The organism is Serratia sp. S4 (assembly GCF_000347995.1).
Taxonomy (GTDB): Bacteria; Pseudomonadota; Gammaproteobacteria; order Enterobacterales; family Enterobacteriaceae; genus Serratia; species Serratia quinivorans.
The window spans coordinates 3,294,692-3,320,773 of record NZ_KB661120.1 but is presented as its reverse complement, the minus strand read 5'-3'; the positions used below and the strand labels follow the sequence as shown (position 1 = coordinate 3,320,773).

Genomic DNA, 26,082 nt, shown 5'->3' with positions numbered 1-26,082 from the left:
TGATGTCATTTTGACATCGGCGTAGCATTGTCTTTATGACTAGTAAGTGTCGGAATGACAATCATGACCCTCTCCATACAATCCCTCGCCAGCATCGCTATTGAACTGCAAAGCGGCCTGACGCAACGCGACCGCTTTCAACGTTTGATCAATAGCTTGCGTAGCCTGCTGCGTTGCGACGCTTCCGCCTTATTACGTTTTGAAGGACAACAGTTCCGCCCATTGGCTATCGACGGGTTGGCCCAGGACGTGCTGGGGCGGCGCTTCGCGCTGGATGCTCATCCACGCCTGGAGGCGATTGCCCGCGCCGGTGGCGTGGTACGTTTCCCTGCGGACAGCGAATTACCGGATCCTTACGATGGGTTGATCCCAGGTCATGACCAACTGAAGGTTCATGCCTGCATTGGGTTGCCGCTGTTTGCCGAGCAGGATTTAATCGGTGCGCTGACTTTCGACAGTTTGGATCCGATGCAATTCGATCGCTTTAGCGATGAGGAACTGCGGTTAATCAGTGCGCTGGCGGGGGGGGCGCTAAACAATGCGTTATTGGTCGAAGCGCTGGAGCGACAGGCGCTGTCTCCGCTGGCCTCTCCAGGGGGAAGCTCCCCGAGAGAAAATGATGAAATCATCGGGCTTTCGCCGGTGATGCAGCAGCTCAAGCAAGAAATCAGCATCGTTGCCGGTTCCGAGCTCAACGTATTGATCACCGGAGAGACCGGTGTCGGGAAAGAGCTGGTAGTGCGGGCGATCCATCAGGGATCGGCGCGGGCGGCCAATCCGCTGGTCTATCTAAACTGCGCCGCGCTGCCGGAAAGCGTGGCGGAAAGTGAGCTGTTCGGCCATGTCAAAGGCGCATTTACCGGTGCCATTCAACATCGCGCCGGAAAATTTGAAATGGCGGATAATGGCACTCTGTTCCTCGATGAGATTGGCGAGCTGTCGTTATCGTTACAGGCCAAGTTGCTAAGGGTGATCCAATACGGTGACCTCCAGCGGGTGGGGGATGACCGGGTCAAGCGCGTTAACGTGCGCATTTTGGCGGCCACCAATCGTGACCTGAAACAGGCTGCGGTGGATGGGGCATTCCGCCTGGATTTATACCATCGGCTGAGCGTGTTCCCACTTGCCGTGCCGCCATTGCGTGAACGGGTCAGCGATATTGCCCTGCTGGCGGGGTACTTTTGCGAACGCTGTCGCATCAAACTGGGCTTGATGCAGTTAACGCTCTCGGTACAGGCGTTATCCGCGCTCGAGCAGTATTCATGGCCGGGGAATATTCGCGAACTGGAACATTCGATCTATCGGGCGGCGATTTTAGCCCGCGCCGAGCAAAGCAGCAGCGAGCTACAACTGTTACCGGCGCATTTCACTATCAAGGCTGGAGCCTTGCCGGCCAGGATCATAGATGACGCCCTGCCGGAGAGTGCTATTGGGGTGAGTCTTGCCACTCTGACGCAGCATTTCCAGCGCAGCGTGATTGAGAAAACCCTGGTGGAATGCGAGATGAACTGGGCCGCCACGGCACGTAAGCTGGAGTTGGACAGCGGTAACTTGCACCGGCTGGCCAAGCGATTGAATATTAAATAAATACGCTTTTTTTATGATACCTATTTCTCATATGTTGGGCGATTTTATCAATGTTTTTTGAAAACCACACAGATGACTTTATATATGGAAATAATAATGGAAAGTGAAAAGAACACGGCAACGATGAGTTTTGAGATTTTTTCTGGCGCAGAGTAAAGATAATCAACGCCGATGCCTGCACCAGCTAATAAAACAGAGGATAAAACCATCCCAATTAAAACTGATATTGTCCAGTATGTTATCTTCATGCTGAAGACTTTGTAAAAAAATCGAATACTTTAAAAAATAAAGAAATGAAAAAAGAGAAAGTGGCAATGATAATGACTAATTGAGACATGCCTGCCGGCGCGGCAAAGCCTGAACCAGGGTTAAGCACACCAACACCGCTAAGGAAAGGGCTGCTGGAAACTATAGCTAACAATACAAGTAACGATCTAATTGTCTTTATCATATATAACGCGACTCTGATGTATAAGGCGGTAGTAATAAACTACCGCCTATGGTTTCTAGTTTAGATACGGCATGAGCTACCAATTGAACCATTACAATTAGAACTTTTATTTCCGGCATTGCTATTATTATCACCATTAGAACCTTTGTTGGTGAAGCACCCACCAGCAAGTGATCCACCAATAAGTCCTAAGCCGAGACCAAGCGGTCCGCCAGCAGCTCCTGCAATCATGCCGCCGATAATGCCAGCACTACAATTTGTTGTCTCCTGACTCTGTTTCTTATAATAACCACCATTATCAGCTTTTCCACTGGTGTTGCTGGTTCTACCTCTGTTTCTGCCGCCATTATCTACACGGTCGCCACCGTTATTACCACGGCCACCGGCGATAGAGTCTAGCAAAGCTATATCAATTGTTTTCATTATCAACTCCATTTGAAGGTGTAATTTATTTTCATATTCACTTTTGAAAGGGACGGTTAATTTTTAGCTCACAACTATTTTTATATCAAGAGTTATTTCACTCAGGCGGCGCGAAAATTTAATTAATTAGTGGTTTCACTAAGTTTTATAATTAAATGGTTTTATTAAACATGGTCGATATTAATATTTATATTTAAACCCGAGCGGCATCGCCGCCCGGGGGATTATCAGCCCGCTAAATCAAATGGGTTATCAATGGATTTTGCCGGCGGGGTAAACCAGCGTGCGCCTTCGTGGGTGACGTAAAAATGATCTTCAAGGCGGATGCCAAACTCACCCGGCAGGCACAGCATGGGTTCGATACTGGCGCACATGCCGACATCGAGCGGTTGCTGCTGTTTGCGGATCAGATACGGGGCTTCATGAATATCCAGCCCGATACCGTGCCCGGTGCGATGCGGCAGGCCCGGCAGCTGATAGTCCGGCCCAAATCCATAAGAAACCAGCACATCGCGTGCCGCGTCATCCACTTTATGGCAGGGCACACCGGGCGCGATAACGGCAAAAGCGGCGGCCTGCGCCTCATGCTCCGCCTGCCAGGCGAAACGCTGTCGCTCGTTGGCTTCGCCGTACACATAGGTACGGGTGATATCGGACAGGTAACCTTTATAGCGGCAGCCGGTATCGAGCAGCACGATATCGTTGTTTTGCAGCGGGTTGGGTTGCTTCACGCCATGTGGGAACGCGCTATCGGATCCGAACAGTGCAATACAGAAGTACGAGCCGCTGGTGCCCATTTTACGGTGGGCTTTATCGACGAAGTCGATCAGTTCGCTGGCGGTGATGCCAGAGCGCAATATGCTGGCCGCAGCCTGCTGCACCCGCAGAGTAATATTATTGGCGGTTTGCATCAGCGCGATTTCCGTCGCCGATTTACGGCTGCGGCAATGGCCGGTGATCGGCTGGGCACTGATCAGCCTGATATCGCCGGCATATTGTTGCAGGCCGAGGAACAGGGTGACCGAAGCCGTTTCGCAAATTGCCACCTGGCGTGCGCCCGTTAGCCCGCGAGAGGCCAGTACGGTGAAGAACAACCGGTAGGGATCTTCTTCCTCATGCCAGCTAAAAATTTCTGCTTCTATCACCTGTGCGTCTTTGAAGGTGCCAATTTCAAACCAGGGGGCAATATAGGTGATTTCGCCTTCGGCCGGGATCACCGCACCGACCATGCGTTCACTCGCCGACCATTGAGTACCGGTAAAATAGCGCAGATTACTGCCGGCGTTGACATAGCAAGCGTCGATACCGTTTTCGCGCATCAGGCGCTGCGCATGCTGAATGCGTTGCCGATACTCATCGCCGGCGATTTCAGGCGGATTGTCCGTCAACGGTTGCAACTGTTCCAGGGCCTGTTGCGCCGTGCAACCGCCAATGCCTGTAGCCATGCTTCTCTCCTCGCGTAGTGTCAAATGTCAGGGCCGATGCTCCTGCGCACTAAACCTTCATCATAAGTAAACCACAGCAACAAAACTTGGCTTTATTAGATAAGAAAGTTGTCGATTACGGCACAGTTTCTTGCCTGGCATTCTGATGCGCCAGAGTGCCAACCAATTTTGCTGAAAATGGTGAGTTTAGCGAAATAAAAATTATATTCGGTCATTATTTTATCGCTAACTGGTTATATTATCTAGATAATGCAATAACGCATCAATGTGATGCAAAAACGCTCTTGCTAATATCCATTAGCGTTGCTAATTCTTAATGCCCATCGTATTAAATAAATTTATAAACTTTGGAGAGCATATTTAGCATGGCGAAACTTAATCTTTGGGCGTGCTTTCACTTCCTCGGATTATTGTGTGTAAATAATTAAATTATTATCTCTATTGTGCGCACTTAATCTAATAGGTGGGTGGATGTATTCTGACGAATATATTTAATTGCCTGGGTATAAGCGATATTTTAACGAGAGTCCTTATGGAAACAAATGCCGTTGAGTCTAAATTCAGTTTTGGCTCCTATACCCGATTACTGTCCGGCCCCGGACATGCCGCGCTTTCGTTGTTTGGTTTATTGCTGCGCTTTCCCGTGGCGATGCGATCTATTAGCTGCATTATGCTGCTTTCTGCCACGACCAATTCACTGTGGATAGCAGGTACCGTCGCCGGAACCTTAATGATTACCCAGGCTTTGGCCAGCCCGATACTGGGGGGCTTTGCTGACCGATTCAGCCAGCGAAAAGTGCTTATTGTCACCAGTTGCTGTCACGTTATCGCCATAACTCTGCTGATTGCCCTGGTGTTTCTTGATGCCCATTTATGGCTAATTATGGCCGCGGCTATTGGTATTGGTTGTTCATCAGTACCGGTTGATGGCTTTATTCGTACCCGTTGGGCGGCGATGGTCACCGATGAGGCTCTGCGAACCGCCTATGCTTTAGAAACCGTACTCGACGAGATTATTTTCTTGTTGGGGCCATTGGTTGCCATTGTGTTAGCCACGGTATTGCACCCCGCTGCGGGGTTGGCTTTATGTGCCGCATTCACCTTCAGTGGGTCGATGGCGTTGGTGCTGCATCGGCGTTCAGAGCCGGTTATTGTGCAGAAGGTTGACGAAAAAAACCGCAGGGCTATTAGCATGATATGGGTGCGTAGCCTGATGGTTTCTTATGCGGCGGTGGGCATATTCCTTGGCTCGATCGATGTCATGATGATCGCCTTTGCCAAAGAGGTGGGCAATCCCACTCTCGCCGGAGTGCTGTTGTCTATTTGCGCCGGGGGCAGCCTGGTAGGAGGGCTCTGCTATGGTGCGATGAACTGGTCTATCCCGCAGCCACGGCTGCTGTTGCTCACATCCGCCACGCTTTTCGCAGGCACCGTTCCCCTGGTTTTCACCAGTTCCCCGTTGGTTATGGGTGTGTCTGCGTTTATCGCCGGTTTATCGGTGGCGCCGCTATTAATCACCTGCAGTAACCTGCTGGAGTCATTAACCCCGAAAGGCTGTTTATCCGAAGGCTTTTCCTGGCTTTCAAGCGCCGGGTGGCTGGGTTTTTCCTTCGGTGTCTCGGTGGGCGGGCAACTTTCAGATCAAACAGGGGCTGCCCAGGTCGCCTGGATCGCTCTGGCCGCCGGCATGCTCGCCTTATTAGCCAGTCTGTTCAGCCAATCACTACTCAGTAAGAAATCAATGCCAAGCCCCATTTAAGCCAAGGGATTCTCTCACTCTTATTACCGAGACAGGAAAACGGCCATCGTGAACCAGTTAACCACGGGTATGCCCGTTCCACGTATCAGCTTTAATGAATTTGTCGCTATGGGAGTGGAGGCTATTTTCCGAGCCGACGTTCCTGTGATTATTACTGATTTACCGCTTGATACCAGCAATAGTGCTAATGACCTTATTGCTCAACGGTTAGGTGATGACAATGTCACATTATTCCGGGAGGCGAGTAATAAGGAAAATACCGAGCGATGGCAGACCACGAAAATTCAACTCCGTGGTTTTTTGGAAAATGAACAATACCAGCGAGACAACAACACCTGGTACCGCGTGGTTTCCAATATTATGCACCGACCAGAAGATATCAATACTCTTCTCGGCTTTGATGCGTTTTCGCTACTGGCTTCCCGTCGTGGTCTGAATGCGGCCAATTTATGGATAAGTTACCACGGTGTATTTACCCAAAGTCACTTCGACGAACTCGAGAACTTTAATATCGCCCTGCAGGGAAGAAAGCGATTCATTCTTTACCCACCCGGCCGCCGCGATTATTACCCGCGTTCTATCCTAAAGGGATTTGGCGACAAATCGCAGGCCTTCGATTTTAACAATATTGACCCACAGCGTTTCCCACGGCTGGCAGCGAAATCTCCGCAGCGCCGCGATTTTATTCTGGAGCCCGGTGAAATGCTGTATTTGCCGCTGGGCTGGTGGCATCAGGCCGAATCGTTAGACGACCTGAATATCAACGTTAACTTTTGGCTGTGGGATCTGAAAATCCTGCGCAGGCCTTATGTTTTGTATTCCGCGCTCTACACGGCTGCCTACCGTAAGTTCAAAGGCATATATAACTATCAACCCGAACCTGCCAAGAAGGAAGGAATTTGATGACCAGCCGCAAGAAGATCATGCCAACCAACCAATATCGCAACAACGACAAAGCTATCGGTATTGGTAATCCCTTCTGGGATATGTCAGAGCAGAACGGACTCGCAGGGATCGTCGCCGGACTCGAAAACGATCTCCTGTCCACCCCGAGTGGTCATCAATTTGTCAATTTTAGCTGCTGTTCTTACCTGAATCTGGACTCCCATCCCAGGGTGATAGAAGGGGCTATCGACGCGGTACGTCGTTACGGCGTGCTGGATCACTGCATCGCCCGTAGCCGGGTCCAGCTTCCGGTGCTCAAAGAGCTGGAGGAATCGCTCGGTGAACTGTTCCAGGCCGATGTTCTCAGTGGCGTGTCGGCCAGCAGCATCAGTGGGGGGCTGCTACCGCTGATCGCCTCCGGACATTTGGGTAACGGTGTTCGGCCGTTAATGATTTTCGATAAGCATGCTCATGTTTCTTTGGCGGCGGCAAAACCCGCCTGTGCTGATGAAACCGAGGTCGTCACCTGCAATTACCACGATCTGGAGTTCATCAAGGACTGCTGCAAGAAATACCAACGGGTCTGCTACGTGGTTGACGGCAGCGATAGCCTGGGCGGCTATGCGCCGGTTAAAGAGTTGGCCGAACTGCAGGACAAATACGGCCTGATGGTGTTCTACGATGATTCACATTCTATTTCCGCCTATGGCGAACGTGGGATCGGTTACGTTCGCTCACACAGCCCGGCGCTCAATGAGAACACCGTTATGGTGGTCACGCTCAACAAGGCTTTCGGCACCAGCGGGGCGGCGATACTGCTCAACGGCTATTCACAGCCGATGTTGCGCCTGGTCGAGCGCTTTGGCGGCGGACTCAACTATTCGCAAAATCTGAACACGGCGGCCATCGGTGCCAGCCTGGCCTCTGCCGAAATTCACCGCACGGCAGAACTGCCGATGCTGCAAAAGAAATTGTACGACAACATTGCGCTGTTCGATTCCCTGATCCCAACCGAGCAGAGCGGCAATACTTACCCGATCCGACTGGTGCCGATGAGCGATGAAACGGTGATCAGCGAAGGGCGTCAGGTGATTGAAGCCGGTTTCTATGTCTCACCGGTATTCTTCCCGATCGTCGCCAAAGGCACTGCCGGTCTGCGGGTCATGATGCGTGCCGGGCAAACAGAAGATCAAATTCGCCGTTTGTGCAAAATACTGGCTGAAGTAAGGGCTCCCCAATGACGGATAACACACGCGCCATTCCGCGCAGCATTCTGTATACGCCCGCCTTGTCGCTCAACCGGGTAGTCAAGGCGCTGACTTATGATGCCGATGTCCACCTGATCGATCTGGAAGATTCGGTTCCCGGCCCGTCGAAGGCAGAAGGGCGGATTATCTGCCGCACCGCTCTTGATAATGCCCCTCCGTCGGCGAATATTGCCGTGCGCATCAACGCGCTGGGTACGGTGGATGCGCTGCATGATCTGGTGATGCTCTGTGGTGGCGGCACCGCGCCGGGGTTTATCGTCATGTCGATGGTCAGGTCACCTGCCGAGGTGGTTTTTCTGCGTGAGACTTTTGCCTCTGCGGGCAAGTACCCGGAGATTTACCTGACGATAGAGACCGTTGAAGCCATTACCGATCTCGATGACGTCGCGGCCGTAGCCGATGGCCTGATTTTTGGCTCTGCGGATCTGGCGGCCACGCTGGGCGTACCCATCACCTGGTCGGGAATGCTGGCGGCACGTCAGGCGATGGTTCTGGCCAGTGCCAGACACGGCATTGGTTGCATTGATACCGCCAACTATCGTCTTTCTGAACCCGAGGTGCTGGCTCACGAAATCCAGAACATCAGGGATCTGGGCTTCCACGGTAAAGCTACCGTGCACCCCAGTGAGCTTGAGCCGATCAATTCAGCGTTACGGCCTAACGAAGGCGCGTTATTGGCGGCGCGCCGCATCACCGAGGCGGTCAAGGCTGCGCAAGGGGGCATTGCCTTGCTCGATGGTCATATGGTGGGGCCACCCTTCGCCCGCATGGCCCATACCACCCTGGGATTAGGCCAGGCCTGGGCTGCTCGTTTTAACAGGAGCAACTCATGACGCTCTCCGTTGCCGTGATAGGGACCGGCGCCATAGGGATGGATCTGGTCAATAAAATATATCGTTCATCCTGGCTGCATTGTGGGCTGGTGGCAGGGCGTAACAAGGACTCGGCCGGTTTGGCGATTGCCACTGAGCTAGGTTGCCCGATCAGTGCCGGCGGTATCGATGCCATTCTGGCTGCCCCCAAGCCATTCGATGTGGTGTTCGACGCCACCAACGCCATGTCACATGTCAAACACTGGGAGTTGCTACGTCCGCTGGGTACGTTGCTGATCGACCTGACTCCCAGCCACCTGGGGAAAATGATCGTCCCCACGGTGACCGGTACCGAAGCCCTGACCGATCGCAATGTCAGTTTGATCAGTTGTGGTGGGCAGGCGTCGATCCCGATCCTGCATGCCCTGAGCCGACATTTCCAAATTAACGACATCGAGGTGGTGGCGACCGTAGCCAGCAATATTTTGGGGCGAGCGACCAGAGTCAACATTGATGAATACGTAGAAACCACGCAGATTGCGCTCAGCGCTTTCACCGGGGTGGCAAATACCAAGGCGATCCTCAATATCAGCCCGGCCACTCCGCCGGCCATGTTCCGGGTCACTATATTTGCCGATATTCCCGGCGTGACGGCAGAACAGATAACCCCGGTGGTCACAGCGGCGGCGGCGGCGGTGCGGGAGTTTTCGGCGGGTTATCGGTTAACGGCGCTCAAGGTGACCGAAGGGCGAGCGTCAATCTCGCTGGAGGTGACGGCCAGCAGCAAGGTGATGCCAGAATACGCGGGCAACCTGGACCTGATTAATTCCGCTGCCATTCTGGTCGCCGAACAGTATGCGCACTATCGAAATAAAGCGGAGGTGGCCAATGACTATTCTCATTAACGATTCAACCCTGCGCGATGGTCAGCATGCGGTAAAACACCAACTCACTGCGGCGCAGTTGCGAAGCTACGCCACGGCGGCAGACAAAACCGGCGTGGCGATGGTTGAAGTCGGCCACGGTAACGGGCTGGGGGCTTCCTCCTATCAGGTGGGGCGTGCGGCATTGAGTGACGAAGAGATGCTGACCACCGTGCGCGAGTCTTTGCAAAACAGCAAGATGGGGGTGTTTATGTTGCCCGGTTGGGGCACCATCGCCGACTTGACCAAAGCTCTGGCTTACGGCACGGATGTGGTGCGCATTGGTACCCATTGTACCGAGGCGACGCTGGCCGAACGCCACCTGGGTTGGCTGCGGGAACAGGGCGCGGAGGCTCATGCGGTGCTGATGATGAGCCATATGGCCACCCCGGCCGAGTTGGCTGACCAGGCGGCGTTACTGGTGGGTTACGGCGCCCAGGCGGTCGGCATTATGGATTCGGCCGGCAGTCTTTTGCCGCAGGATGTCACCGCACGTATTACGGCCATGCGCATGCAGGTAGAGGTGCCGCTGATTTTCCACGCGCATAACAACCTGGGCATGGCGGTGGCGAATTCGCTGGCCGCCGTTCAGGCGGGCGCCGGCATTATTGACGGCTGCGCTCGTGGGTTTGGTGCCGGGGCAGGCAATACCCAACTGGAAGTGCTGATCCCGGTATTGGAGCGCCTGGGTTTCAACACCGGCATCGATCTCTATCATTTTCTGGATGCCGCAGATCTCGCCGCCAGGGAGTTAATGGTGGTTCCGCCGATGATTGACTCTCTGGGCATCGTCAGCGGTCTGGCCGGTGTCTTCTCCGGCTTCAAAAGCCCGGTGCTAAACCATGCAGGCAGCGCCGGGGTGGATGCGCGCGATGTCTTCTTCGAACTGGGACGACGACAAATTATTGCCGGGCAGGAAGACCTGATCGTTGAGGTTGTCGCCGAACTGAAGAGGGCGGCCTCATGACCATGTTAATCATCGACGCCGCTGAAATGGCGGGGGGTGATCGTCTGCGACAGGTGATGATCGCCCTGAGTGACGTGTTCCAGGATTTACGCAGCGGTAAAGAACAATCACCGCCGCGCACCTTACTGGACCATGGCCGTTCAGAGATGCTGGTCAGCCCGGCCAGTTGGCTGAAACGCGGCGTCGCCAGCGTCAAAATCACCACGCTCACGCCGGGTAACTCCGCCCACGGGCTGCCGCTGATCCACGGTGTGGTGGTGCTGACCGACATCAATACCGGCCAGATGCTGGCATTACTTGACGGCGCAAGCTTAACGGCAGTACGCACCGGCGCAGTGGCCGGTTTGGCGACCGACCTGTGTGCTAATGCCGATGCCGGCAACCTGGCCATTCTGGGGGCCGGGGTACAGGCCCGGGCAGTGCTGCTGGCAATGCTTGCCGTTCGCCCGATCCGCAAGGTGCGAATCTTTTCCCGCACGCCGGCCAGAACCGATCTGTTCGTGCAGTGGGCGCGAACCGTTACGGCGGCAGAGATTGCTATTTGCCATAGCGTGTTCGAAGCCGTGCGTGGGGCGGATATCATCTGCACCACCACCTCAACCTCATCTTCCCAACCCTTGATTGAGGCCGATTGGGTAACGCCGGGGGCGCATTTGAATATTATCGGCGGCACCCATGAAGAGGCTATTGAGGTTGATCCTGCCTTGCTGAAAACGGCGTTTGTGGTGGTGGAAACCGCCGCTGCCGCCAGGGAGGACGCAGGAGAGGTGCGAACCGCCCTCACGCAGGGTTACCTCCAGCCTGAAGATCTTAATGAACTTGGTGCCGTCATTCTTGGCGAGTCTGCTGCGGATGAAGGGCAGACAACCTTGTTTCGCAGTGTGGGGCTGGCGATTGAAGACACGGCCGCCGCGATCGCACTCTACCCATCCACAGAGAAAAAACCATGCTAAGACGAGTTGGCGAAAATGAGTACGTTGAAGAACACGGTGGCGACTACGAGGACTTCGAACCCGGCATGACCATCAAACATTGGCCGGGGCGCACGCTTTCCGAAGCCGACAACACCTGGCTAACCTTACTGACCATGAACCAGCACCCGTTGCATTTCGATCAAGCCTATGGCGCTCAGGTTGAATACGGCCGGGTATTGGTGAACAGCAGCATTACCCTGGCGTTGGTCAGCGGCATGACCGTGCAAGCCTTGTCCGCCAGAGCCGTGGCTAATCTGGGGTGGGAAAAAGTGCGTTTGAAAGATCCGCTTTTTGTCGGCGATACGCTGTATGCCACCAGCAAAATCCTGGCAAAACGGCCTTCAAAATCCCAGCCGAACAAAGGCATTGTCACGGTTGAAACCCTGGGCATCAAATCCACCGGCGAGACGGTGATTACTTTTGAGCGGTCGTTTATGGTTCTGCGACGGGATTATATTGCCGCCCAATCTTCGTCCGCGCAGGATTAAATGCCTGGCTCATCCTCGTTGATCACCGCAGCGGGGATGAGCAGAAAAAATCATGAAATGAAAGCACTGTTACCCAGCCTGAGATCTGCGTGGCAACTCTGGTTGATAGTCCTTCAGGGCTGAGGGTTGTGTACTATGTTTTCTGTTTGCAGCACGCTACACGCCGCTTCCGGTCGTGAGCGCAGCGGAGAGAACAGATGAACAAACGGGAATTAGAAAGCGCGATTGTCACCGATTTTTCCAAACGCATGAGCTACGGCGACTATCTGTGCCTGGACCAACTGCTGGACTGCCAACATCCGTTGTCCAACCCACAGCATCATGATGAGATGCTGTTTGTGGTGCAGCACCAGACCTCTGAACTGTGGATGAAGTTAATGCTGCATGAGCTGCAGGCGGCGCGGATACTGGTGCAACAGGACAAACTCAGCCACTGCTTTAAAATCCTGGCCCGGGTCAAACAGATCCAGCGTTTGCTGTTTGAGCAATGGGCGGTGCTGGAAACCCTGACACCGTCGGAATACGTTGAATTCCGTGACGTGCTGGGCAACTCATCGGGCTTCCAATCCCATCAGTATCGCTCGATTGAATTTTTGTTGGGCAACAAGAATGCCGCCATGCTGGCGGTATTCAGCAACGATGCGGATAAACACGCCGCGCTGAAGGCGATCCTCGAGGCACCCAGCCTGTACGATGAATACCTGCTCTATCTGTCACGTCACGGCCTGCCTATTCCGCAGGAGTGCATCGAACGTGACTGGACCCAGCCTTACCAGCGCAACCCGGACCTGCTGCCGGCATTTAAAGAGATCTACGACCACCCGCAAAAGTATTGGGAAGCCTATGAAATGGCCGAGAAGCTGGTGGATATTGAGGAGAGCTTCCACCTGTGGCGTTTCCGCCATATGAAAACGGTGGAGCGGATTATCGGCTTTAAAACCGGCACCGGCGGTTCCAGCGGTGTCAGCTTCCTGAAAAAGGCGCTGGAATTGACCTTCTTCCCGGAACTGCTGGATGTGCGAACCGAGATTGGTGCCTGAACGGTATCCCGTATTAGCGCGAGGAGAGGGCGATGACGGTAAGAATTGAAGATAAATCAGCGGAAAGAGTGGTGGGTGTGCGAGTGGTCGGGCCTTATCCGCAAACCATCCCTCAGGGCTGCCAACGGCTGATGGCCTGGCAGCAGCAACACCAGGTGCCACTGGGGAAGTGGCTGGTGCTGTACTGGGACGATCCGGCTGAAGTGGCGCCCGAGCGACTGCGGGCCGATGTGGTGTTTACCGTGGCGGATGATTTCGTATTGCCGACGTCGGGCAGTGAGGGTTTTGCGTTACAAACCCTGCCCGCCGGGCAATATGCGATTTACAACGTGCGCGTCAGCGACGGGGATTTCGAACGGGTATGGGGTGATTTCTATCAGCGGGAACTGCCGGCCAGCGGCTATCAGCCAGTAGAAGGGGTGAGCTATGAGCACTACCTTAATGACTGCGAGGCGGATGGTTACTTTGACCTGGATATTTACCAGACGGTGAAAAAAGGCTGAGTTTGCGGTGCAGGGAAGGGAAAATGCTGAGGCGTCAGGGAGAGAAAAGGGGCTGAACCCGGCGAATACCGGGCTCAGCTCTCTTATTATCGGCTAGAAGGTACTGGCGATTTCATACATTAACTTCATATGCGCCCTTGAGATATCCGTCGTGCCGCTATCACTGATGACCGAGACATACTGCTGCTCATTGGTTAACAGGATTTTGGCTTGTAACGGCGCGGATCGTTCGTTCAGGGTGGTAAATAACAGAGTTTCAATGCGATCCAGATTTGGATCCGCTCTGCCCCTGGCCTGGTCCGTATAACGTCTGCCCATATAGAGCTCGGCATTGCTGCGGCATTTGTCTTCATCCTTGATGATTTTTATCCGCGTTTCGTTAACGAACTCAATCAGCTTGATCCTTGCCTTGGCCGTTCTTTTGGTTGCTTCCAGCAAGTCTTTATTGTCCGTCTGCTGACGCTCGGACAAGGTATTTCTGAGCATCAACAGGCCGGCACTGACGATACCGGTCGCGCCGATCGTCGTCATGGCATACCGGACATAGATGTTGGTCATCAGTGTGTCTGCTGCCTGAGCGGCGGCGATCGCCGCATAGGTAGCTCCCGCGCCCGATAATGCGCCCACGGCACCTACTGCCTTGGCGGCATAATCATAGTTACTCTTTTGCCTGTCGTCATAGACGTTGCCTCCATAACCCCGCAGCGAGGTTTTATATTTTTGGAAGAAACCAGAGTTCTCTTGCAGAGTGGTATTGTTGCCATTATTTAATAGCCCCATTTCCATCTCGTTGGTGTTATCTTCACCATTGCGCTGGGCATCACTGCTCTGGCGCAATCGTTCGAAACTGGACATGATTGCCCGTTCGGAGTCATTCTCATACTGGTTGAGCGCTGTATTATCCAGCTCATTAACAAAGGCGATAATTATCCGCAGCTCGTCAGCATTGTATACCGAGAGATCGTTGAGCAGATTGTCTATCGCCAGCGTTGGGTCTGCCATAGTGCTGCCCTCGATTAAATCTCTTTATTCTGTTTAATATCCCAACCGGCTTTGGTTTCTGCACCCTTGGTGCCGCTGGCGCTTTGCTCCCAGTAATGCAGATTGACCTTGGAAGCCTGAAAACGATATTTAACCAGGATATTGTCGGTGTGCCCTACACCGGTAAAGTCCGCCATACTGACCAGGACATCTTCCAGCACGATCCTGGTATATTCGACCTGGGTACCCCCGGCCTTGCAGATAGAAAGTTCAACTTTGGTTACATGTTTACCACTGGAGCAAAACTTCAGAATGGCCGGTGTAGATTTATCAATAAGTGCCTGCACCTCCAAATCCTTGAAGTTTACTTTCCCCGTCCCGCCGCCACCGCCTACGGCCATATTGCCAGACTGGGTCGCCCCCCAGTTGAATGACAGAATATCAGTCCAATTTTTGTGATTAGAATCATTAGATTCGCCAGTAACCCCGTCAACCTTCAGAAATGAGTCAATTGCCATTTTGATACCTATATGAAATTGATTAATTTGCATTGGCGAAGCGGATTTATATCCATCAATGCCAATAAGTGAGGTGATACTTCTGGGCAGTTACAGTATTTGCTAATACGCCCGGAATTAAACTTGAACTCAATGTTAATGGTGATTGCAACGGCTATAGGTGGGTATCTCTCCTTTGGTTTTTAGGGTGAGTTTGGTTGTGCAGCGCAGAGAAGTCGCACTACCACAGGTTTTTAGATTTAGGGGTGAGTTTACGAGCGGTCTTTATAAAACAGTTATTGATGAGATAGGGTGATTGTTTATTGTTATAATGTGCCTTTCTCTATATTTATCAACGCGGGCTGAACCGGAATATATTGATGCAGGTTAATCTCACTAGCCTGAAAGGATTATATCGGATCTGTATAGGCGACAGGGGATCTTTACGGTACAGCATACGACTTAGATCTAAAACCAAAATGTAAATTAGGGTTAAAACCGAATCGTAAAGAGAGTTCCTGTTAATTCAGTAAGTTATTTTATTTCTTCTGCAATAACGTTGCCATTCTCCTTCATCACGAAAGCTGCTTCGATAGTTACATACTATGGTTCCGGTTAAATTATGAGGGTCATAGGCAGCGTCAATGTGTCCCCAAGGCCCACTAACGGGCAACTGTATTGAGGTTTCACTTTTAAACCATGCTCGAAGACTTTTGGTAATTTTACCCTCAGGTTTACTTTGTTCTCCCATCATTAATTTCTCCGGAGCAAAACGCCAACTACAAAGTAAAGCAATGTTTGAAAATGGTTCGGAAAAATCAATTATTAAATATATTTCACCAAGTTTTTTATTATTTGAATTTATTATGGTTCTGTATGAAGCTGTACTGCCATCTGATTTCTCTGGCCACCCTTCCCAAGATACAGAGTTTATCATTAACTCTTCTTTAGTTGTGGTTGGACTTAGAATTATTTTATTTAGTTCTAATTCGCCGCTGTGGGTATTTATTTGCATCTTAAAATCCAAGTTCAAAAGGTTTTCCAATCGGTTCAAGCACGATTTTATAATTCGAGAGAAAATATTGAGTTCCTCCCCCCTTACCGAATCTCGATTGATCCTGTGATAGTGCTTTACCTGTTCCAGCTACAACTTCTCTTTTAACTCTATATGCTTGTATTTTTGATCTAAAGCCAAATTTCTCATGTGGAAGCACCTGCAAACTCTCCCAAAGTTTCTGTCGACTTCCACCTGCGGCATTTAATGTGGCCTTATCAAAGTAGAAACCTGACTGACCAGGAGCGCCACCATAAACAATATCACCTTCTTTTAGCATTGTGTTTGACCATGAATCCCGTCCTTTATAGATACCACGTCCTTGCCACTGTCGACCAAAAGCGGCCTGATTATGATCGTTGTCTTTGGTCGGGGCACATCGCGGTTTCCACCCCCCAAGGATCCACCCACGCTGTTATGTTATTAATTCATAAATATCTTTTCCCTCTTCGTCCATATTTAGGCTGCCAAGAACGCCAAGATCTAAGCTATAAATTTTTTCATTGTTATCTTTTGAACTAATAAAATATCCGATATCGCCATCCTGTCCTATCAAGATATAGTTTGGCTCAAACTCTTTTATTGTATAAGTGTTATTCCTTTCGATGATGTCTTTATGGTTGTATATATATACATGGTCACCTTTTTTAGTTTCTATTTCGTATGCGTCAGAATCCTGCACTTCTTCAGATAAAAACTTTTTGTAAATGCTTGGGAGTGCTATCCCACTGGTTTTCTCTATTTTTTCTATTTCTTTTAGTATGTCATCTTTGTTCATGGATAGTAGCCTCTGTGATAGTAGATAATAAGTTATATATCAAACTCTCATCTTCATTTTCTTTATTGCTCCGTACCCAATTTATCATCCTTTCTTCTTCATTTTTCAAACCACTAAGGTCTGCTCTTTTCTCCCATAAACTAAGTGAGTTGAAAAAATCCCCAGTTCTACTGATTAAGAAAATACAAGGAGAAAAATGACCTATTGATGGTCTTATTTCCATGAAAAATAATTCGCCCATCCACTCTACATTGGGAAGGTTAAAGTAATATGCTCCGGGTTTTTCAATCTCCCCATAGCGGGTTGCCTGCTGCAGTCGGAAACATTCCCTATGACTGGTGCTTCTTTAGGGTGTGTCAAACAAGTCTGGGCTGGTTCAGCATGCTACTTATATATTAACCCGAGTAACTTTATTTTGTATCTTGCAGATTGGGTTTCGCCAGCGGCAGTTACTTCATTTTTAATTATCATAAATAGGATTGTTTCTTTGCCAGGTGGTGACTAAAATTTATTGTTTTTTCGGAATTCTTTCCAATCTTTATCATTTTTGAAACCTGATCTGTAATTACAAACTATCATGCCAACACTGTTCCATGGATCATAAGAAGCGTCAATGTATTCCGAATCATTACCTATAGGTAGTTTTTCTTTTGTTTTTTCAAAAAACCATTTTCTCAATCGTGCTGTTACTTTTCCTTCCGGTTTGTTTTGTACTCCTTCAATTAAATTTTCAGGGGCGAGGAACCATGAGCATAATAACGACTCATCATTGATAGGATTAGTGAATGTAGTAATTAAGTAAACATTACCATCATTACTACCTTTGCTGCTTAATTTAATTCTATATGAGACAACTTCGTTGTTACCATTTCTCAACCAGTCCTCCCACCTTTGATTTTTTGTAATTATATCTTTCCTTTTTTGAGTTTTAGATAAAATAATTTCATTATTAATAATAATATGGTCAGTGTCGACGGTTATATTCATGATCAAAATCCCAGCTCAAATGGAGAACCAATCGGTTCTAATACGGTTCTATAATTAGATAGGAAGAACTGGGTTCCACCTCCACGTCCGAATCCTTTAGATACATCCTGAGACAACGCTTTTCCAGTGCCGGCAATTACCTCTCTCTTAACACGATAAGCCTGAATTTTACTTCTATAGCCGTATGTTGGATGTGGAAGCACCTGCAAACTCTCCCAAAGTTTCTGTCGACTTCCACCTGCGGCATTTAATGTGGCCTTATCAAAGTAGAAACCTGACTGGCCAGGAGCGCCACCATAAACAATATCACCTTCTTTTAGCATTGTGTTTGACCATGAATCCCGTCCTTTATAGATACCACGTCCTTGCCACTGTCGACCAAAAGCGGCCTGATTATGATCGTTGTCTTTGGTCGGGGCACATCGCGGTTTCCACCCCCAAGGATCCACCCACCCCAAAGGGTTCGGCGCATACTGATAAAGGTTTATCCCACCCGCCAACCCAATCGGGTCGTGCTGGGTAAATCTGCCGATATCCGGGTCGTAATAACGGAACAGATTGTAGTGCAATCCGGTTTCGCGATCCAGGTATTGGCCCTGCAGACGCAGGTTTTGGGAGTAATCCAGATGCTGCTGATTTTCCTCATACTTTGTTTTGCCCCAGGCGCTGCTGTGGCCTTGCCAGCGTAGGGTACCGTCGCTGTCTGTCAGGCTTTCCGGCTCGCCGTTGGGTGCGGTGTGGAAGTAAAACACCTGCGCCTGCGGCCCGCCGTCAATGCGTGCCAGTGGCTCATAGCTTCCCTGATCGGCATACACATAGGTGAGCGGCATGCCATCGCGGGTTTCCTGCAGCAGTCGGAAACCTTCCCACAGGAAGGTGGTGGTCTGGCATTTTCCGCCCGGTTGGCGCAGGTCCTGGCTTTGTAGCCACACCTGTTTTTGCGTGCGCCGTCCGAGTGGGTCGTAACGGAACTGCACATGCTGCAAGGGTTCGCTGCGGTGCAGGCTGTAACGTACCACTTCGCAGAGCCGATGTTCGGCGTCGTAACGGTACTGCCAGCGGTAGTGGCCCTTGCGTTTTTCCACCGTGCGGCCAAAGGTATCGTAACGGTAATCGATGCCTTGATAGTGCATAACGCGGTTATGCCGCTGGCGGAATTGCCCCTCATCCAACAGGTTGGAGGCCGGATCGTAGCGGTAGCGCTCGGTGTCTGGCAAGGTGCCGTCCTGACTTAGCAGACGGCCTGCGGCGTCATAGTGATAACGCTGATAGGCGAACGGGTTGGCGTTCTGTTCCTCGCGCGTCAGGTTATTTTGATAGTCGTAGAACCACTGCCGCGAACTGCTGGCAGGGGCCGGACGTTGGCGATTGTCGTGAAAAATCTCCCGGCGATCTTTGCGGCCGAGCCGATCGTAGTGCAGCCGGCTGGTCAGTCGGCCCTGGGTGCGGCTTAACTCACGGTGCAGGTTGTCACGCTCGAATTCGCTAATGGTAACGTCATCCAGTGCCACCTGCAGCAGATGGCCGCTGCCGTAGTACAGCGAGCGCAGGGTGCGGCCGTCGGGCAGAGCAATTTGCGTGCGGTTGCCCATCGGGTCGTAATCGTAGTTCAGCGTGCCCTGGTTACCTTGCTCACTAAGCACCCGACCCAACAGGTCATAGCTGAAGCCAGCTTCGCTCTCCGCTTCCGGCTGAAAATCCCGCCATACATCGCCGCGATAGAAGGCAGCGTGCAGTAACTGGCCGACCGGATTGTAGCGATAGCGGGTACTGTTACCGTTCAGCCTGGTTTATTCCACTCTGATGATTTTATTTAGCGAATAACCGTGTTTTGGGCATGTTGTGCTAGCTTGATTAGCTTATGATGTGTTTGATATTAATAGTCAGCATTATGGTTTATTTTTGTTGTTAGTCACTGATTAATATTAGCCTTGAAAATCATTAGGGTGTTCATTTCTTGGTTTTTTCTGCCTTTCGTAGTAATCAGATTCCATTTCATGTGGTAGTTTTATTTTTAATCCATTTCTTATTTTGCGTGCTATGAAAGATGCGCTAAAAATTCGATTGGCAAACACAGGGGCGGATGCTTCAAATTCTTTTGCCGCATACAAAGCCATTGTGAGTTCTTTAAGCTTAATCTTGTCCTTTTCTTGTCCAGTTACAACGTTCTTCAAGTAGATTAGCTGTTGGACTATAGAGTTATACATAGGTTCTAAGCCTTTATTTATTGTTTTTTATGGCTAAAATTTCAGCATGACGAACCCTCGCTAAAGTCAACGCCCTATTTATGTAATCAATAGCCGTGTCATTAATCATTTCCCATTTTCTATCATGATTTTTAAATGCCCCGATTAAGAATTTTAAAATGACACATGTCAATAGCTTCGGGTGATTATAGTGCGGAGTGGCTGATTCTAGTAACTGGGGGTTAATTTTCCACATAGGCCGGTTTTAATGTCAAAAGAAAATCTAAAATCTTCCCCATTACTATGTAAAAAATAAAATAGCTAATTATTTACATAATAAACATCTGAGAAGAAGTCAACTGCCATTATTTTTCTATAGATATCAATAATATTCCACATTATACTATTGTCTGGGTTGAGTATAAATGCTGCGTTTTTGTTATTATCAAAAGGAGCTTCGACGACAGCGATGGCATTAGCATCTTTTATAAGCAATGGAATGACTTTATCATTGTTTTTCCGTTGGTGCCTCACTCCGTTATATGACCATGAAAAACCATCTGGTAATAGTTTAAGTACGCTAATATTGTTTGGGTTGTTAACTCTGTCGTATTCGATGTTGCTGTATTTTCTTTCAAGATCAATAATCACGTTAATTTTTTACTCACTTCTGTGGTGATATTTTTTTAATTATATTTTACCGCATGGAGTAATTTTATGACCATGTGATGTATATTCCACAGTCAAAAGTCTGAGCATTGGACTGTACAGCGATATCACCCCAAGTATATACCCATTGAACTCCATAGGGGGGCTGGGTGATCACTCTCTCATCTCCATTTTCTTTGTTGCTCCGTACCCAATTTATCATCCTTTCTTCTTCATTTTTCAAACCACTAAGGTCTGCTCTTTTCTCCCATGAACTAAGTGAGTTGAAAAAATCCCCAGTTCTACTGATTAAGAAAATACAAGGAGAAAAATGACCTATTGATGGTCTTATTTCCATGAAAAATAATTCGCCCATCCACTCTACATTGGGAAGATTAAAGTAATATGCTCCGGACTTTTCAATCCCCCTGGTCTTAACAAAAAGTTCAGAGCTGATAAAAGAGTCATAACTGGAAATGGTTAGTAAATGTTTGTTAACAAATAAAGAGCCTGTATTAAAATCAAACGTTATTATATTCATATGTCAATGATTTTTCCTGGTATGAGTTTCCCTCTAGCTTCTTCAGGGATGTAAAACTGCATTCCTCCACCTTTACCCCATTGGGGGTTGGCAGTCGCGCGCCCACTAGCAACAAAGATATCCTCGGAAACATAATATGCTCTTACTTGAGTCCTTACAGGGAAAGCGGGGTTTAGTTTCACTTGTAACGCCTCATGGTAGCCTAAAGTATCACCGCGATACTGTCTGACAGTTGGATGTGAAACTGTGTAAGGAGGTAGTTGATCTCCATTTGGATGCAAGGCATACAATATTGTGCCCTTTTTAAGTGTCCTGTTGTTATAAGTATCTATCCCAGGATAATCACGATTATGCGGCCCTTGCCACTGAGTCGCGTCTTTCGAGGGATCTTTACATGTACGGCTCAAACCCAGCGGATCCACCCACCCCAAAGGGTTCGGCGCATACTGATAAAGGTTTATCCCACCCGCCAAACCAATCGGGTCGTGCTGGGTAAATCTGCCGATATCCGGGTCGTAATAACGGAACAGATTGTAGTGCAATCCGGTTTCGCGATCCAGATATTGGCCCTGAAGGCGCAGGTTTTGGGAGTAATCCAGATGCTGCTGATTTTCTTCATACTTTGTTTTGCCCCAGGCGCTGCTGTGGCCTTGCCAGCGTAGGGTACCGTCGCTGTCGGTCAGGCTTTCCGGTTCGCCGTTGGGCGCGGTGTGGAAGTAAAACACCTGCGCCTGCGGCCCGCCGTCGATACGTGCCAGTGGCTCATAGCTTCCCTGATCGGCATACACATAGGTGAGCGGCATGCCGTCGCGGGTTTCCTGCAACAGTCGGAAACCTTCCCACAGGAAGGTGGTGGTCTGGCGTTTTCCGCCCGGTTGGCGCAGGTCCTGGCTTTGCATCCATACCTGTTTTTGCGTGCGCCGTCCGAGTGGATCGTAACGGAACTGCATATGCTGCAAGGGTTCGCTGCGGTGCAGGCTGTAACGTACCACTTCGCAGAGTCGGTGTTCGGCGTCGTAATGGTACTGCCAGCGGTAGTGACCCTTGCGTTTTTCCACCGTGCGGCCAAAGGTATCGTAACGGTAATCGATGCCTTGATAGTGCATAACGCGGTTATGCCGCTGGCGGAATTGCCCCTCATCCAACAGGTTGGAGGCCGGATCGTAGCGGTAGCGCTCGGTGTCTGGCAAGGTGCCGTCCTGGCTTAGCAGACGGCCTGCGGCGTCATAGTGATAACGCTGATAGGCGAACGGGTTGGCGTTCTGTTCTTCGCGCGTCAGGTTATTTTGATAGTCGTAGAACCACTGCCGCGAACTGCTGGCAGGGGCCGGACGTTGGCGATTGTCGTGAAAAATCTCCCGGCGATCTTTGCGGCCGAGCCGATCGTAGTGCAGCCGGCTGGTCAGTCGGCCCTGGGTGCGGCTCAACTCACGGTGCAGGTTGTCACGCTCGAACTCGCTAATGGTAACGTCATCCAGCGCCACCTGCAGCAGGTGGCCGCTGCCGTAGTACAGCGAACGCAGGGTGCGGCCGTCGGGCAGAGCAATTTGCGTGCGGTTGCCCATCGGGTCGTAATCGTAGTTCAGCGTGCCCTGATTACCTTGCTCACTGAGCACCCGACCCAACAGGTCATAGCTGAAGCTGGCTTCGCTCTCCGCTTCCGGCTGAAAATCCCGCCATACATCGCCGCGATAGAAGGCGGCGTGCAGTAACTGGCCGACCGGATTGTAGCGATAGCGGGTTTCTCCGTCCGGTGTCTGCTTGTTCAACAGTTGTCCGGCGGCGTCATGGCTGAAGTAGTGTGAAAAGGCAGCAGGCGTATTGGCTGCAAAGATGCGCTCAATAACCCGACGGCACTCGTCATAACGATAGCGGGTACTGATACCGTCCAGCCCGGTCTCTTCCTGCAGCAGGTTGGCCGCTGTCCACTGGAAGCAGTAGCTCTCGCCGTTCTCATTGCGCAGGGCGGTCAGCCGACCACGAGTATCGTAGCTGCGCAGCACTTCGCCATCGAGCGGGTTGCGGGTGGCCAGCAGGCGGCCGACGCTGTCGTAACGGTAATGTGTCAGGCGACCATCGGCCCCCTGGTAATGCACCAGCTGACCCTGTGCGTTCCAGCCCAGTTTCTCCTGCCAGCCTTCGGCACGCTGCAACTGTGTCAGGCGGCCGACGTTATCGTAATGGTAACGGGTGCTCTCACCGGCGGCATCGGTGACCTCGGTTAACCAGCCTTGTGGCAGGTAGCTGTAGGTGGTCTGTTTACCTGAACAATCGCGGGCGCGGATCAACTGGCCGTGTTCGTCATAGGCGAAATGGCTGATGCCGCCGTTGGCGTCGACCGACTGTACGACCTGGCCGTAGTCATCGCGCAAATAACGCTGGGTGTGACCGAGTGCATCGACGTCGGCTACCAGCGCGTGGCGCTGATCGTAATAAAAATACTGTGTGCCACCGTTAGGTGCTTTGATACTGACCGGCAGCGCGCGCTGTGGCAGCCATTGTGTCAGGCGGATATTGCCGAGAGGATCTTGTTCTTCGACCAGGTTACCGGCTTCGTCGTAGCGAAATTGCCAGCCATGGCCCAACGGATCCTGGCTCGCGACCAGCATATCTTCGTCGTTCCACTGGTAGCGCCAGACTTCACCGCGCTCGTCGGTGTATTCGGTAATCAACTGCTGGCTGTTCCAGCGGTGGCTGTGTTGCAGACCATCGTATTCGGTGACGGTGGTCAGGCCTGCCGCCAAATCGTAATCTATGGTGCAGCCGCCACCGGCTTCATCGCGGTGTTCCACCACCCGCCAGTCGTCAAACATCGCCCAGCGATATTCGAAATAGGGGCCGCCCACCTGCTGATGGCGGGTCAACAGAGACTGATCGTTATAATGGAACTCGCGGGTAATCAGGCCACCGGCGTCAACCACCTGGTGAAGATCGCCGGTGTCGTTATAGCAATAGCGTACCCGTGTCTGCTGGTTATGGCACAGTGCCGTAACGCGATCGGCAAAGCGAGCATCGGCGTATTCCAGTGCCAACGTCATGGCGTTGGCACTGTCGCTGATCTGGCTCAGGCGTTGCTGTTTGTCGTAGCTCAACAGCAGCGCGTTGTCATATTCGTCGCTCAGCGACATTAGCCGCAGGCGAGAGGGCTCCTGTGGCAGCGGGACAAACAGTCGCCACACGCTGCCATCGGTATCGGCGATGACCAGTTGACCTTCTTCGCCGCTGCGGAACATTAAACCTTCACCGGCGTTGAAGCTGGGTTTGTTCACCTCGGGTAGCGGGAAGCGCAGTTCGCGGCCGGTTTCATCATGCAGGCAGCATTCGACACCGCCTTTGCCGTCGTCAGCCAGATCGACCCAGGTTTCAAACGGTGTACGCCAGCCGTGACCGAACAGGCCCTGATAGCGGTTACGGCTGTTGTAATTACGCTGCCAGACCAGTGGGAAGCGCGCCGACAGCAGCAGATCGATATCCTCTTCGCCGTTCAGGACCTTGGCACCGGTGGCAGCGTGTACTGGATTAAACGCGGCGTGGATCGCTTCCCCAAGCGCATTGGCACCTGCCGCCGCCAGCCCGCCGCCAATCATGCAGGGCAGGTTCTTGACCAGTTTGGACGGGTTGCCGAGCAGCAATGGCAGTACGGTCAGCGCCAGGCCGATGCCTGGCAGTTTGCCGCTTTTGATATCCCGCACCACAACTGCATCGCCGCCGATCAGGACGTTCTTTGAAACGTCGGTCGAGACCTTGGCTTCACAGGTTGAACGGTCGTTACTGCGCACGGCTGGTTGACCGTTAATGAATACCTTGCCAGAACCTTCCGCCAGATATTGCGGGCTGGGGTGCTTGTCGCAAGCGATCTTGTCTTCTTCCAGCGCCTGGCTGGGCAGGCTGGGACCGGCGACGCTGGGCTGCCACAACTGGGAAATGATATTGCCCCCGGCGGCCAGCAGCTCAGAACCGTAATCCCAAAAACTTTGTGGCGGTTGCGGCCCGGGCAGGGCTTTGATCTCATCAGCTGTGAGCAACCGCCCGGCGGCACGAGCGGCCGGTTTGGCGTTAGTGAACACATTGGCCGATCCTGTGAGGATCACGCCGGAGACCACCGGGGGAAACAGCCAGTTGGCCACGGTGTCACAACCGTTGCTGATATGTTCGCCGACGCCGGTCAGGCTGGCGGTGAAGCCGACGATCAGACCGGCACCGACACAGCCGGAGGCCGCTGTTGCCGCCGCACCCAACACCGCCACACCCGCCAGTGCCGGAGCTGCCGCTGCCGCTGCGGCCGCAACGGCGGCTGTCGCCAGTGAGTAAACCGCGACCTCGGCAACGGCGCTGGCGATGTCCGCCAGCGGGCTGGTATGGATCAGTTCGTCATCCTTTCTTGCCGCCCAAATATCGCTCATGGTTATCGGTCATCCTGTCCGGTCAATGCCAGCGAAGCTTTCACCTGCTGCCATTCATGGTCATCCTCGCGGGTGAAAGGCTTCATTGAGGAATACGTCACGATCAGCAGCGTCTGGCTCCCCTCGGGCTGTGCCGCTAACTGATGCTGATAATGGTGGTGGCCGGCGCGGATGAAATTGCTGGTGACCTCGATAGCCCGGATAAGGTGGTTTGGCCCGACGCTGATGCGCTGGCGTGGTGACTGCTGCAAATCGGTGATCTGCGGCAACAGCGCCTGCCACTGTTTTTCAAATTCGTCTTCCAGCGTGCTGTCCTGCGGGATCGCGCCACGGGTGATCACCAGAGAAGCGCCGGTCTGCGGGTTTTTGAGGATATTGACGGTGCAGTCCTGCCAAGGGCCGGTGGGCAGGGTGAAATGACCTTCCTGGAAAAGATAATTCATGGGTATTCTCTAAACGTGTTGAGGGCCGAAAAGTTCGGT

General features: G+C 51.6%; 26 protein-coding genes. 11 read left to right on the top strand and 15 right to left on the bottom strand.

Annotated elements, in window-relative coordinates; genetic code table 11:
• Nucleotides 1-63 precede the first annotated feature (63 nt).
• Nucleotides 64-1,587 (top strand): nitric oxide reductase transcriptional regulator NorR, encoded by a 1,524-nt coding sequence (gene norR / locus SERS4_RS0116240; protein ID WP_017893279.1) that lies wholly within the window; start codon nt 64-66, stop codon nt 1,585-1,587.
• A 511-nt stretch (nt 1,588-2,098) separates the two neighbouring features.
• On the opposite strand, the gene SERS4_RS27040 is transcribed toward norR, so the two are convergent.
• On the bottom strand, nt 2,099-2,461 hold the full coding sequence (locus SERS4_RS27040; protein WP_071593028.1) for a hypothetical protein: 363 nt from the start codon (nt 2,459-2,461) through the stop codon (nt 2,099-2,101).
• Nucleotides 2,462-2,688: 227 nt separating this feature from the next.
• On the bottom strand, nt 2,689-3,906 hold the full coding sequence (locus tag SERS4_RS0116235) for a Xaa-Pro peptidase family protein (RefSeq protein WP_017893278.1): 1,218 nt from the start codon (nt 3,904-3,906) through the stop codon (nt 2,689-2,691).
• Between the two features lie 532 nt (nt 3,907-4,438).
• Between SERS4_RS0116235 and SERS4_RS0116230 the strand changes: the two genes are divergently transcribed.
• The 10 genes from SERS4_RS0116230 to sbmC all read left to right on the top strand — a co-directional run bounded on the left by SERS4_RS0116230 (nt 4,439) and on the right by sbmC (nt 13,525).
• The gene (locus SERS4_RS0116230) at nt 4,439-5,665 is read left to right on the top strand and encodes an MFS transporter (RefSeq protein ID WP_037410424.1); all 1,227 of its coding nucleotides are present in this window, start codon (nt 4,439-4,441) and stop codon (nt 5,663-5,665) included.
• A gap of 48 nt (nt 5,666-5,713) precedes the next feature.
• Nucleotides 5,714-6,568 carry a cupin-like domain-containing protein gene (locus SERS4_RS0116225; RefSeq protein WP_017893276.1) on the top strand — a complete coding sequence of 285 codons (855 nt, stop codon included), beginning with the start codon at nt 5,714-5,716 and terminating at the stop codon, nt 6,566-6,568.
• Nucleotides 6,568-7,791, top strand: coding sequence for an aminotransferase class I/II-fold pyridoxal phosphate-dependent enzyme (locus tag SERS4_RS0116220; RefSeq protein ID WP_017893275.1), 1,224 nt, complete (start codon nt 6,568-6,570; stop codon nt 7,789-7,791). The genes SERS4_RS0116225 and SERS4_RS0116220 overlap by 1 nt, the downstream gene beginning before the upstream one ends.
• Nucleotides 7,788-8,651 (top strand): CoA ester lyase, encoded by an 864-nt coding sequence (locus tag SERS4_RS0116215; RefSeq protein WP_017893274.1) that lies wholly within the window; start codon nt 7,788-7,790, stop codon nt 8,649-8,651. Before SERS4_RS0116220 ends, SERS4_RS0116215 begins: the two co-directional genes overlap by 4 nt.
• Nucleotides 8,648-9,535 (top strand): acetaldehyde dehydrogenase (acetylating), encoded by an 888-nt coding sequence (locus SERS4_RS0116210; protein WP_012145748.1) that lies wholly within the window; start codon nt 8,648-8,650, stop codon nt 9,533-9,535. Before SERS4_RS0116215 ends, SERS4_RS0116210 begins: the two co-directional genes overlap by 4 nt.
• Entirely contained in the window at nt 9,519-10,520 is a 1,002-nt protein-coding gene (gene dmpG / locus SERS4_RS0116205) for a 4-hydroxy-2-oxovalerate aldolase (RefSeq protein WP_017893273.1), read from the top strand. Before SERS4_RS0116210 ends, dmpG begins: the two co-directional genes overlap by 17 nt.
• Nucleotides 10,517-11,473, top strand: a complete 957-nt coding sequence (locus tag SERS4_RS0116200) for an ornithine cyclodeaminase family protein (protein ID WP_017893272.1) — start codon at nt 10,517-10,519, stop codon at nt 11,471-11,473. Before dmpG ends, SERS4_RS0116200 begins: the two co-directional genes overlap by 4 nt.
• Nucleotides 11,467-11,982, top strand: a complete 516-nt coding sequence (locus SERS4_RS0116195; protein ID WP_012145745.1) for a MaoC family dehydratase — start codon at nt 11,467-11,469, stop codon at nt 11,980-11,982. Before SERS4_RS0116200 ends, SERS4_RS0116195 begins: the two co-directional genes overlap by 7 nt.
• 197 nt (nt 11,983-12,179) lie before the next feature.
• Nucleotides 12,180-13,022, top strand: coding sequence for a tryptophan 2,3-dioxygenase (kynA, locus tag SERS4_RS0116190; protein ID WP_012145744.1), 843 nt, complete (start codon nt 12,180-12,182; stop codon nt 13,020-13,022).
• Between the two features lie 32 nt (nt 13,023-13,054).
• Entirely contained in the window at nt 13,055-13,525 is a 471-nt protein-coding gene (sbmC, locus tag SERS4_RS0116185) for a DNA gyrase inhibitor SbmC (protein ID WP_012145743.1), read from the top strand.
• 93 nt (nt 13,526-13,618) lie between these two features.
• Here the strand turns inward: sbmC and SERS4_RS0116180 are convergent, their stop codons facing one another.
• From SERS4_RS0116180 to SERS4_RS0116135, 13 genes are all read right to left on the bottom strand, one after another.
• Entirely contained in the window at nt 13,619-14,527 is a 909-nt protein-coding gene (locus SERS4_RS0116180; RefSeq protein WP_017893271.1) for a hypothetical protein, read from the bottom strand.
• Nucleotides 14,528-14,541: 14 nt separating this feature from the next.
• Complete coding sequence (locus SERS4_RS0116175; protein WP_012145741.1) at nt 14,542-15,024, bottom strand: type VI secretion system tube protein Hcp; 483 nt, start codon at nt 15,022-15,024, stop codon at nt 14,542-14,544.
• Between the two features lie 505 nt (nt 15,025-15,529).
• Nucleotides 15,530-16,018, bottom strand: a complete 489-nt coding sequence (locus SERS4_RS27035; RefSeq protein WP_071593027.1) for a hypothetical protein — start codon at nt 16,016-16,018, stop codon at nt 15,530-15,532.
• Between the two features lies 1 nt (nt 16,019).
• Nucleotides 16,020-16,337: a hypothetical protein gene (locus SERS4_RS27030; protein WP_071593026.1), complete on the bottom strand. Its 318-nt coding sequence runs from the start codon at nt 16,335-16,337 to the stop codon at nt 16,020-16,022.
• 135 nt (nt 16,338-16,472) lie between these two features.
• Nucleotides 16,473-16,835 carry an SMI1/KNR4 family protein gene (locus tag SERS4_RS0116170; RefSeq protein ID WP_017893269.1) on the bottom strand — a complete coding sequence of 121 codons (363 nt, stop codon included), beginning with the start codon at nt 16,833-16,835 and terminating at the stop codon, nt 16,473-16,475.
• A complete protein-coding gene (locus tag SERS4_RS27025; RefSeq protein ID WP_156816656.1) occupies nt 16,822-17,076 on the bottom strand; it encodes a hypothetical protein in 255 nt (84 codons plus the stop codon). Before SERS4_RS27025 ends, SERS4_RS0116170 begins: the two co-directional genes overlap by 14 nt.
• Nucleotides 17,077-17,336: 260 nt before the next feature.
• A complete protein-coding gene (locus SERS4_RS0116165) occupies nt 17,337-17,822 on the bottom strand; it encodes a hypothetical protein (RefSeq protein WP_017893268.1) in 486 nt (161 codons plus the stop codon).
• A 2-nt stretch (nt 17,823-17,824) separates the two neighbouring features.
• A complete protein-coding gene (locus SERS4_RS0116160; protein ID WP_017893267.1) occupies nt 17,825-19,474 on the bottom strand; it encodes an RHS repeat-associated core domain-containing protein in 1,650 nt (549 codons plus the stop codon).
• Nucleotides 19,475-19,747: 273 nt separating this feature from the next.
• Nucleotides 19,748-20,029, bottom strand: a complete 282-nt coding sequence (locus SERS4_RS25810) for an immunity protein Tsi6 family protein (protein WP_017893266.1) — start codon at nt 20,027-20,029, stop codon at nt 19,748-19,750.
• 300 nt (nt 20,030-20,329) lie between these two features.
• Nucleotides 20,330-20,659 carry a hypothetical protein gene (locus SERS4_RS0116150; protein ID WP_017893265.1) on the bottom strand — a complete coding sequence of 110 codons (330 nt, stop codon included), beginning with the start codon at nt 20,657-20,659 and terminating at the stop codon, nt 20,330-20,332.
• A 64-nt stretch (nt 20,660-20,723) separates the two neighbouring features.
• Nucleotides 20,724-21,197, bottom strand: coding sequence for a hypothetical protein (locus tag SERS4_RS0116145; RefSeq protein WP_017893264.1), 474 nt, complete (start codon nt 21,195-21,197; stop codon nt 20,724-20,726).
• Nucleotides 21,194-25,600 (bottom strand): RHS repeat-associated core domain-containing protein, encoded by a 4,407-nt coding sequence (locus tag SERS4_RS0116140; RefSeq protein WP_017893263.1) that lies wholly within the window; start codon nt 25,598-25,600, stop codon nt 21,194-21,196. The genes SERS4_RS0116145 and SERS4_RS0116140 overlap by 4 nt, the downstream gene beginning before the upstream one ends.
• 2 nt (nt 25,601-25,602) lie before the next feature.
• Nucleotides 25,603-26,043 (bottom strand): DcrB-related protein, encoded by a 441-nt coding sequence (locus tag SERS4_RS0116135; RefSeq protein ID WP_017893262.1) that lies wholly within the window; start codon nt 26,041-26,043, stop codon nt 25,603-25,605.
• Nucleotides 26,044-26,082 lie beyond the last annotated feature (39 nt).

Coding starts and splice junctions, on each gene's coding strand:
- norR (WP_017893279.1), top strand. CDS start 64: ATGACCCTCTCCATACAATCCCTCGCCAGCATCGCTATTGAACTGCAA.
- SERS4_RS27040 (WP_071593028.1), bottom strand. CDS start 2,461: ATGAAAACAATTGATATAGCTTTGCTAGACTCTATCGCCGGTGGCCGT.
- SERS4_RS0116235 (WP_017893278.1), bottom strand. CDS start 3,906: ATGGCTACAGGCATTGGCGGTTGCACGGCGCAACAGGCCCTGGAACAG.
- SERS4_RS0116230 (WP_037410424.1), top strand. CDS start 4,439: ATGGAAACAAATGCCGTTGAGTCTAAATTCAGTTTTGGCTCCTATACC.
- SERS4_RS0116220 (WP_017893275.1), top strand. CDS start 6,568: ATGACCAGCCGCAAGAAGATCATGCCAACCAACCAATATCGCAACAAC.
- SERS4_RS0116215 (WP_017893274.1), top strand. CDS start 7,788: ATGACGGATAACACACGCGCCATTCCGCGCAGCATTCTGTATACGCCC.
- SERS4_RS0116210 (WP_012145748.1), top strand. CDS start 8,648: ATGACGCTCTCCGTTGCCGTGATAGGGACCGGCGCCATAGGGATGGAT.
- dmpG (WP_017893273.1), top strand. CDS start 9,519: ATGACTATTCTCATTAACGATTCAACCCTGCGCGATGGTCAGCATGCG.
- SERS4_RS0116200 (WP_017893272.1), top strand. CDS start 10,517: ATGACCATGTTAATCATCGACGCCGCTGAAATGGCGGGGGGTGATCGT.
- SERS4_RS0116195 (WP_012145745.1), top strand. CDS start 11,467: ATGCTAAGACGAGTTGGCGAAAATGAGTACGTTGAAGAACACGGTGGC.
- kynA (WP_012145744.1), top strand. CDS start 12,180: ATGAACAAACGGGAATTAGAAAGCGCGATTGTCACCGATTTTTCCAAA.
- sbmC (WP_012145743.1), top strand. CDS start 13,055: ATGACGGTAAGAATTGAAGATAAATCAGCGGAAAGAGTGGTGGGTGTG.
- SERS4_RS0116180 (WP_017893271.1), bottom strand. CDS start 14,527: ATGGCAGACCCAACGCTGGCGATAGACAATCTGCTCAACGATCTCTCG.
- SERS4_RS0116175 (WP_012145741.1), bottom strand. CDS start 15,024: ATGGCAATTGACTCATTTCTGAAGGTTGACGGGGTTACTGGCGAATCT.
- SERS4_RS27035 (WP_071593027.1), bottom strand. CDS start 16,018: ATGCAAATAAATACCCACAGCGGCGAATTAGAACTAAATAAAATAATT.
- SERS4_RS27030 (WP_071593026.1), bottom strand. CDS start 16,337: ATGCTAAAAGAAGGTGATATTGTTTATGGTGGCGCTCCTGGTCAGTCA.
- SERS4_RS0116170 (WP_017893269.1), bottom strand. CDS start 16,835: ATGAACAAAGATGACATACTAAAAGAAATAGAAAAAATAGAGAAAACC.
- SERS4_RS27025 (WP_156816656.1), bottom strand. CDS start 17,076: ATGGGCGAATTATTTTTCATGGAAATAAGACCATCAATAGGTCATTTT.
- SERS4_RS0116165 (WP_017893268.1), bottom strand. CDS start 17,822: ATGAATATAACCGTCGACACTGACCATATTATTATTAATAATGAAATT.
- SERS4_RS25810 (WP_017893266.1), bottom strand. CDS start 20,029: ATGTATAACTCTATAGTCCAACAGCTAATCTACTTGAAGAACGTTGTA.
- SERS4_RS0116145 (WP_017893264.1), bottom strand. CDS start 21,197: ATGAATATAATAACGTTTGATTTTAATACAGGCTCTTTATTTGTTAAC.
- SERS4_RS0116140 (WP_017893263.1), bottom strand. CDS start 25,600: ATGAGCGATATTTGGGCGGCAAGAAAGGATGACGAACTGATCCATACC.
- SERS4_RS0116135 (WP_017893262.1), bottom strand. CDS start 26,043: ATGAATTATCTTTTCCAGGAAGGTCATTTCACCCTGCCCACCGGCCCT.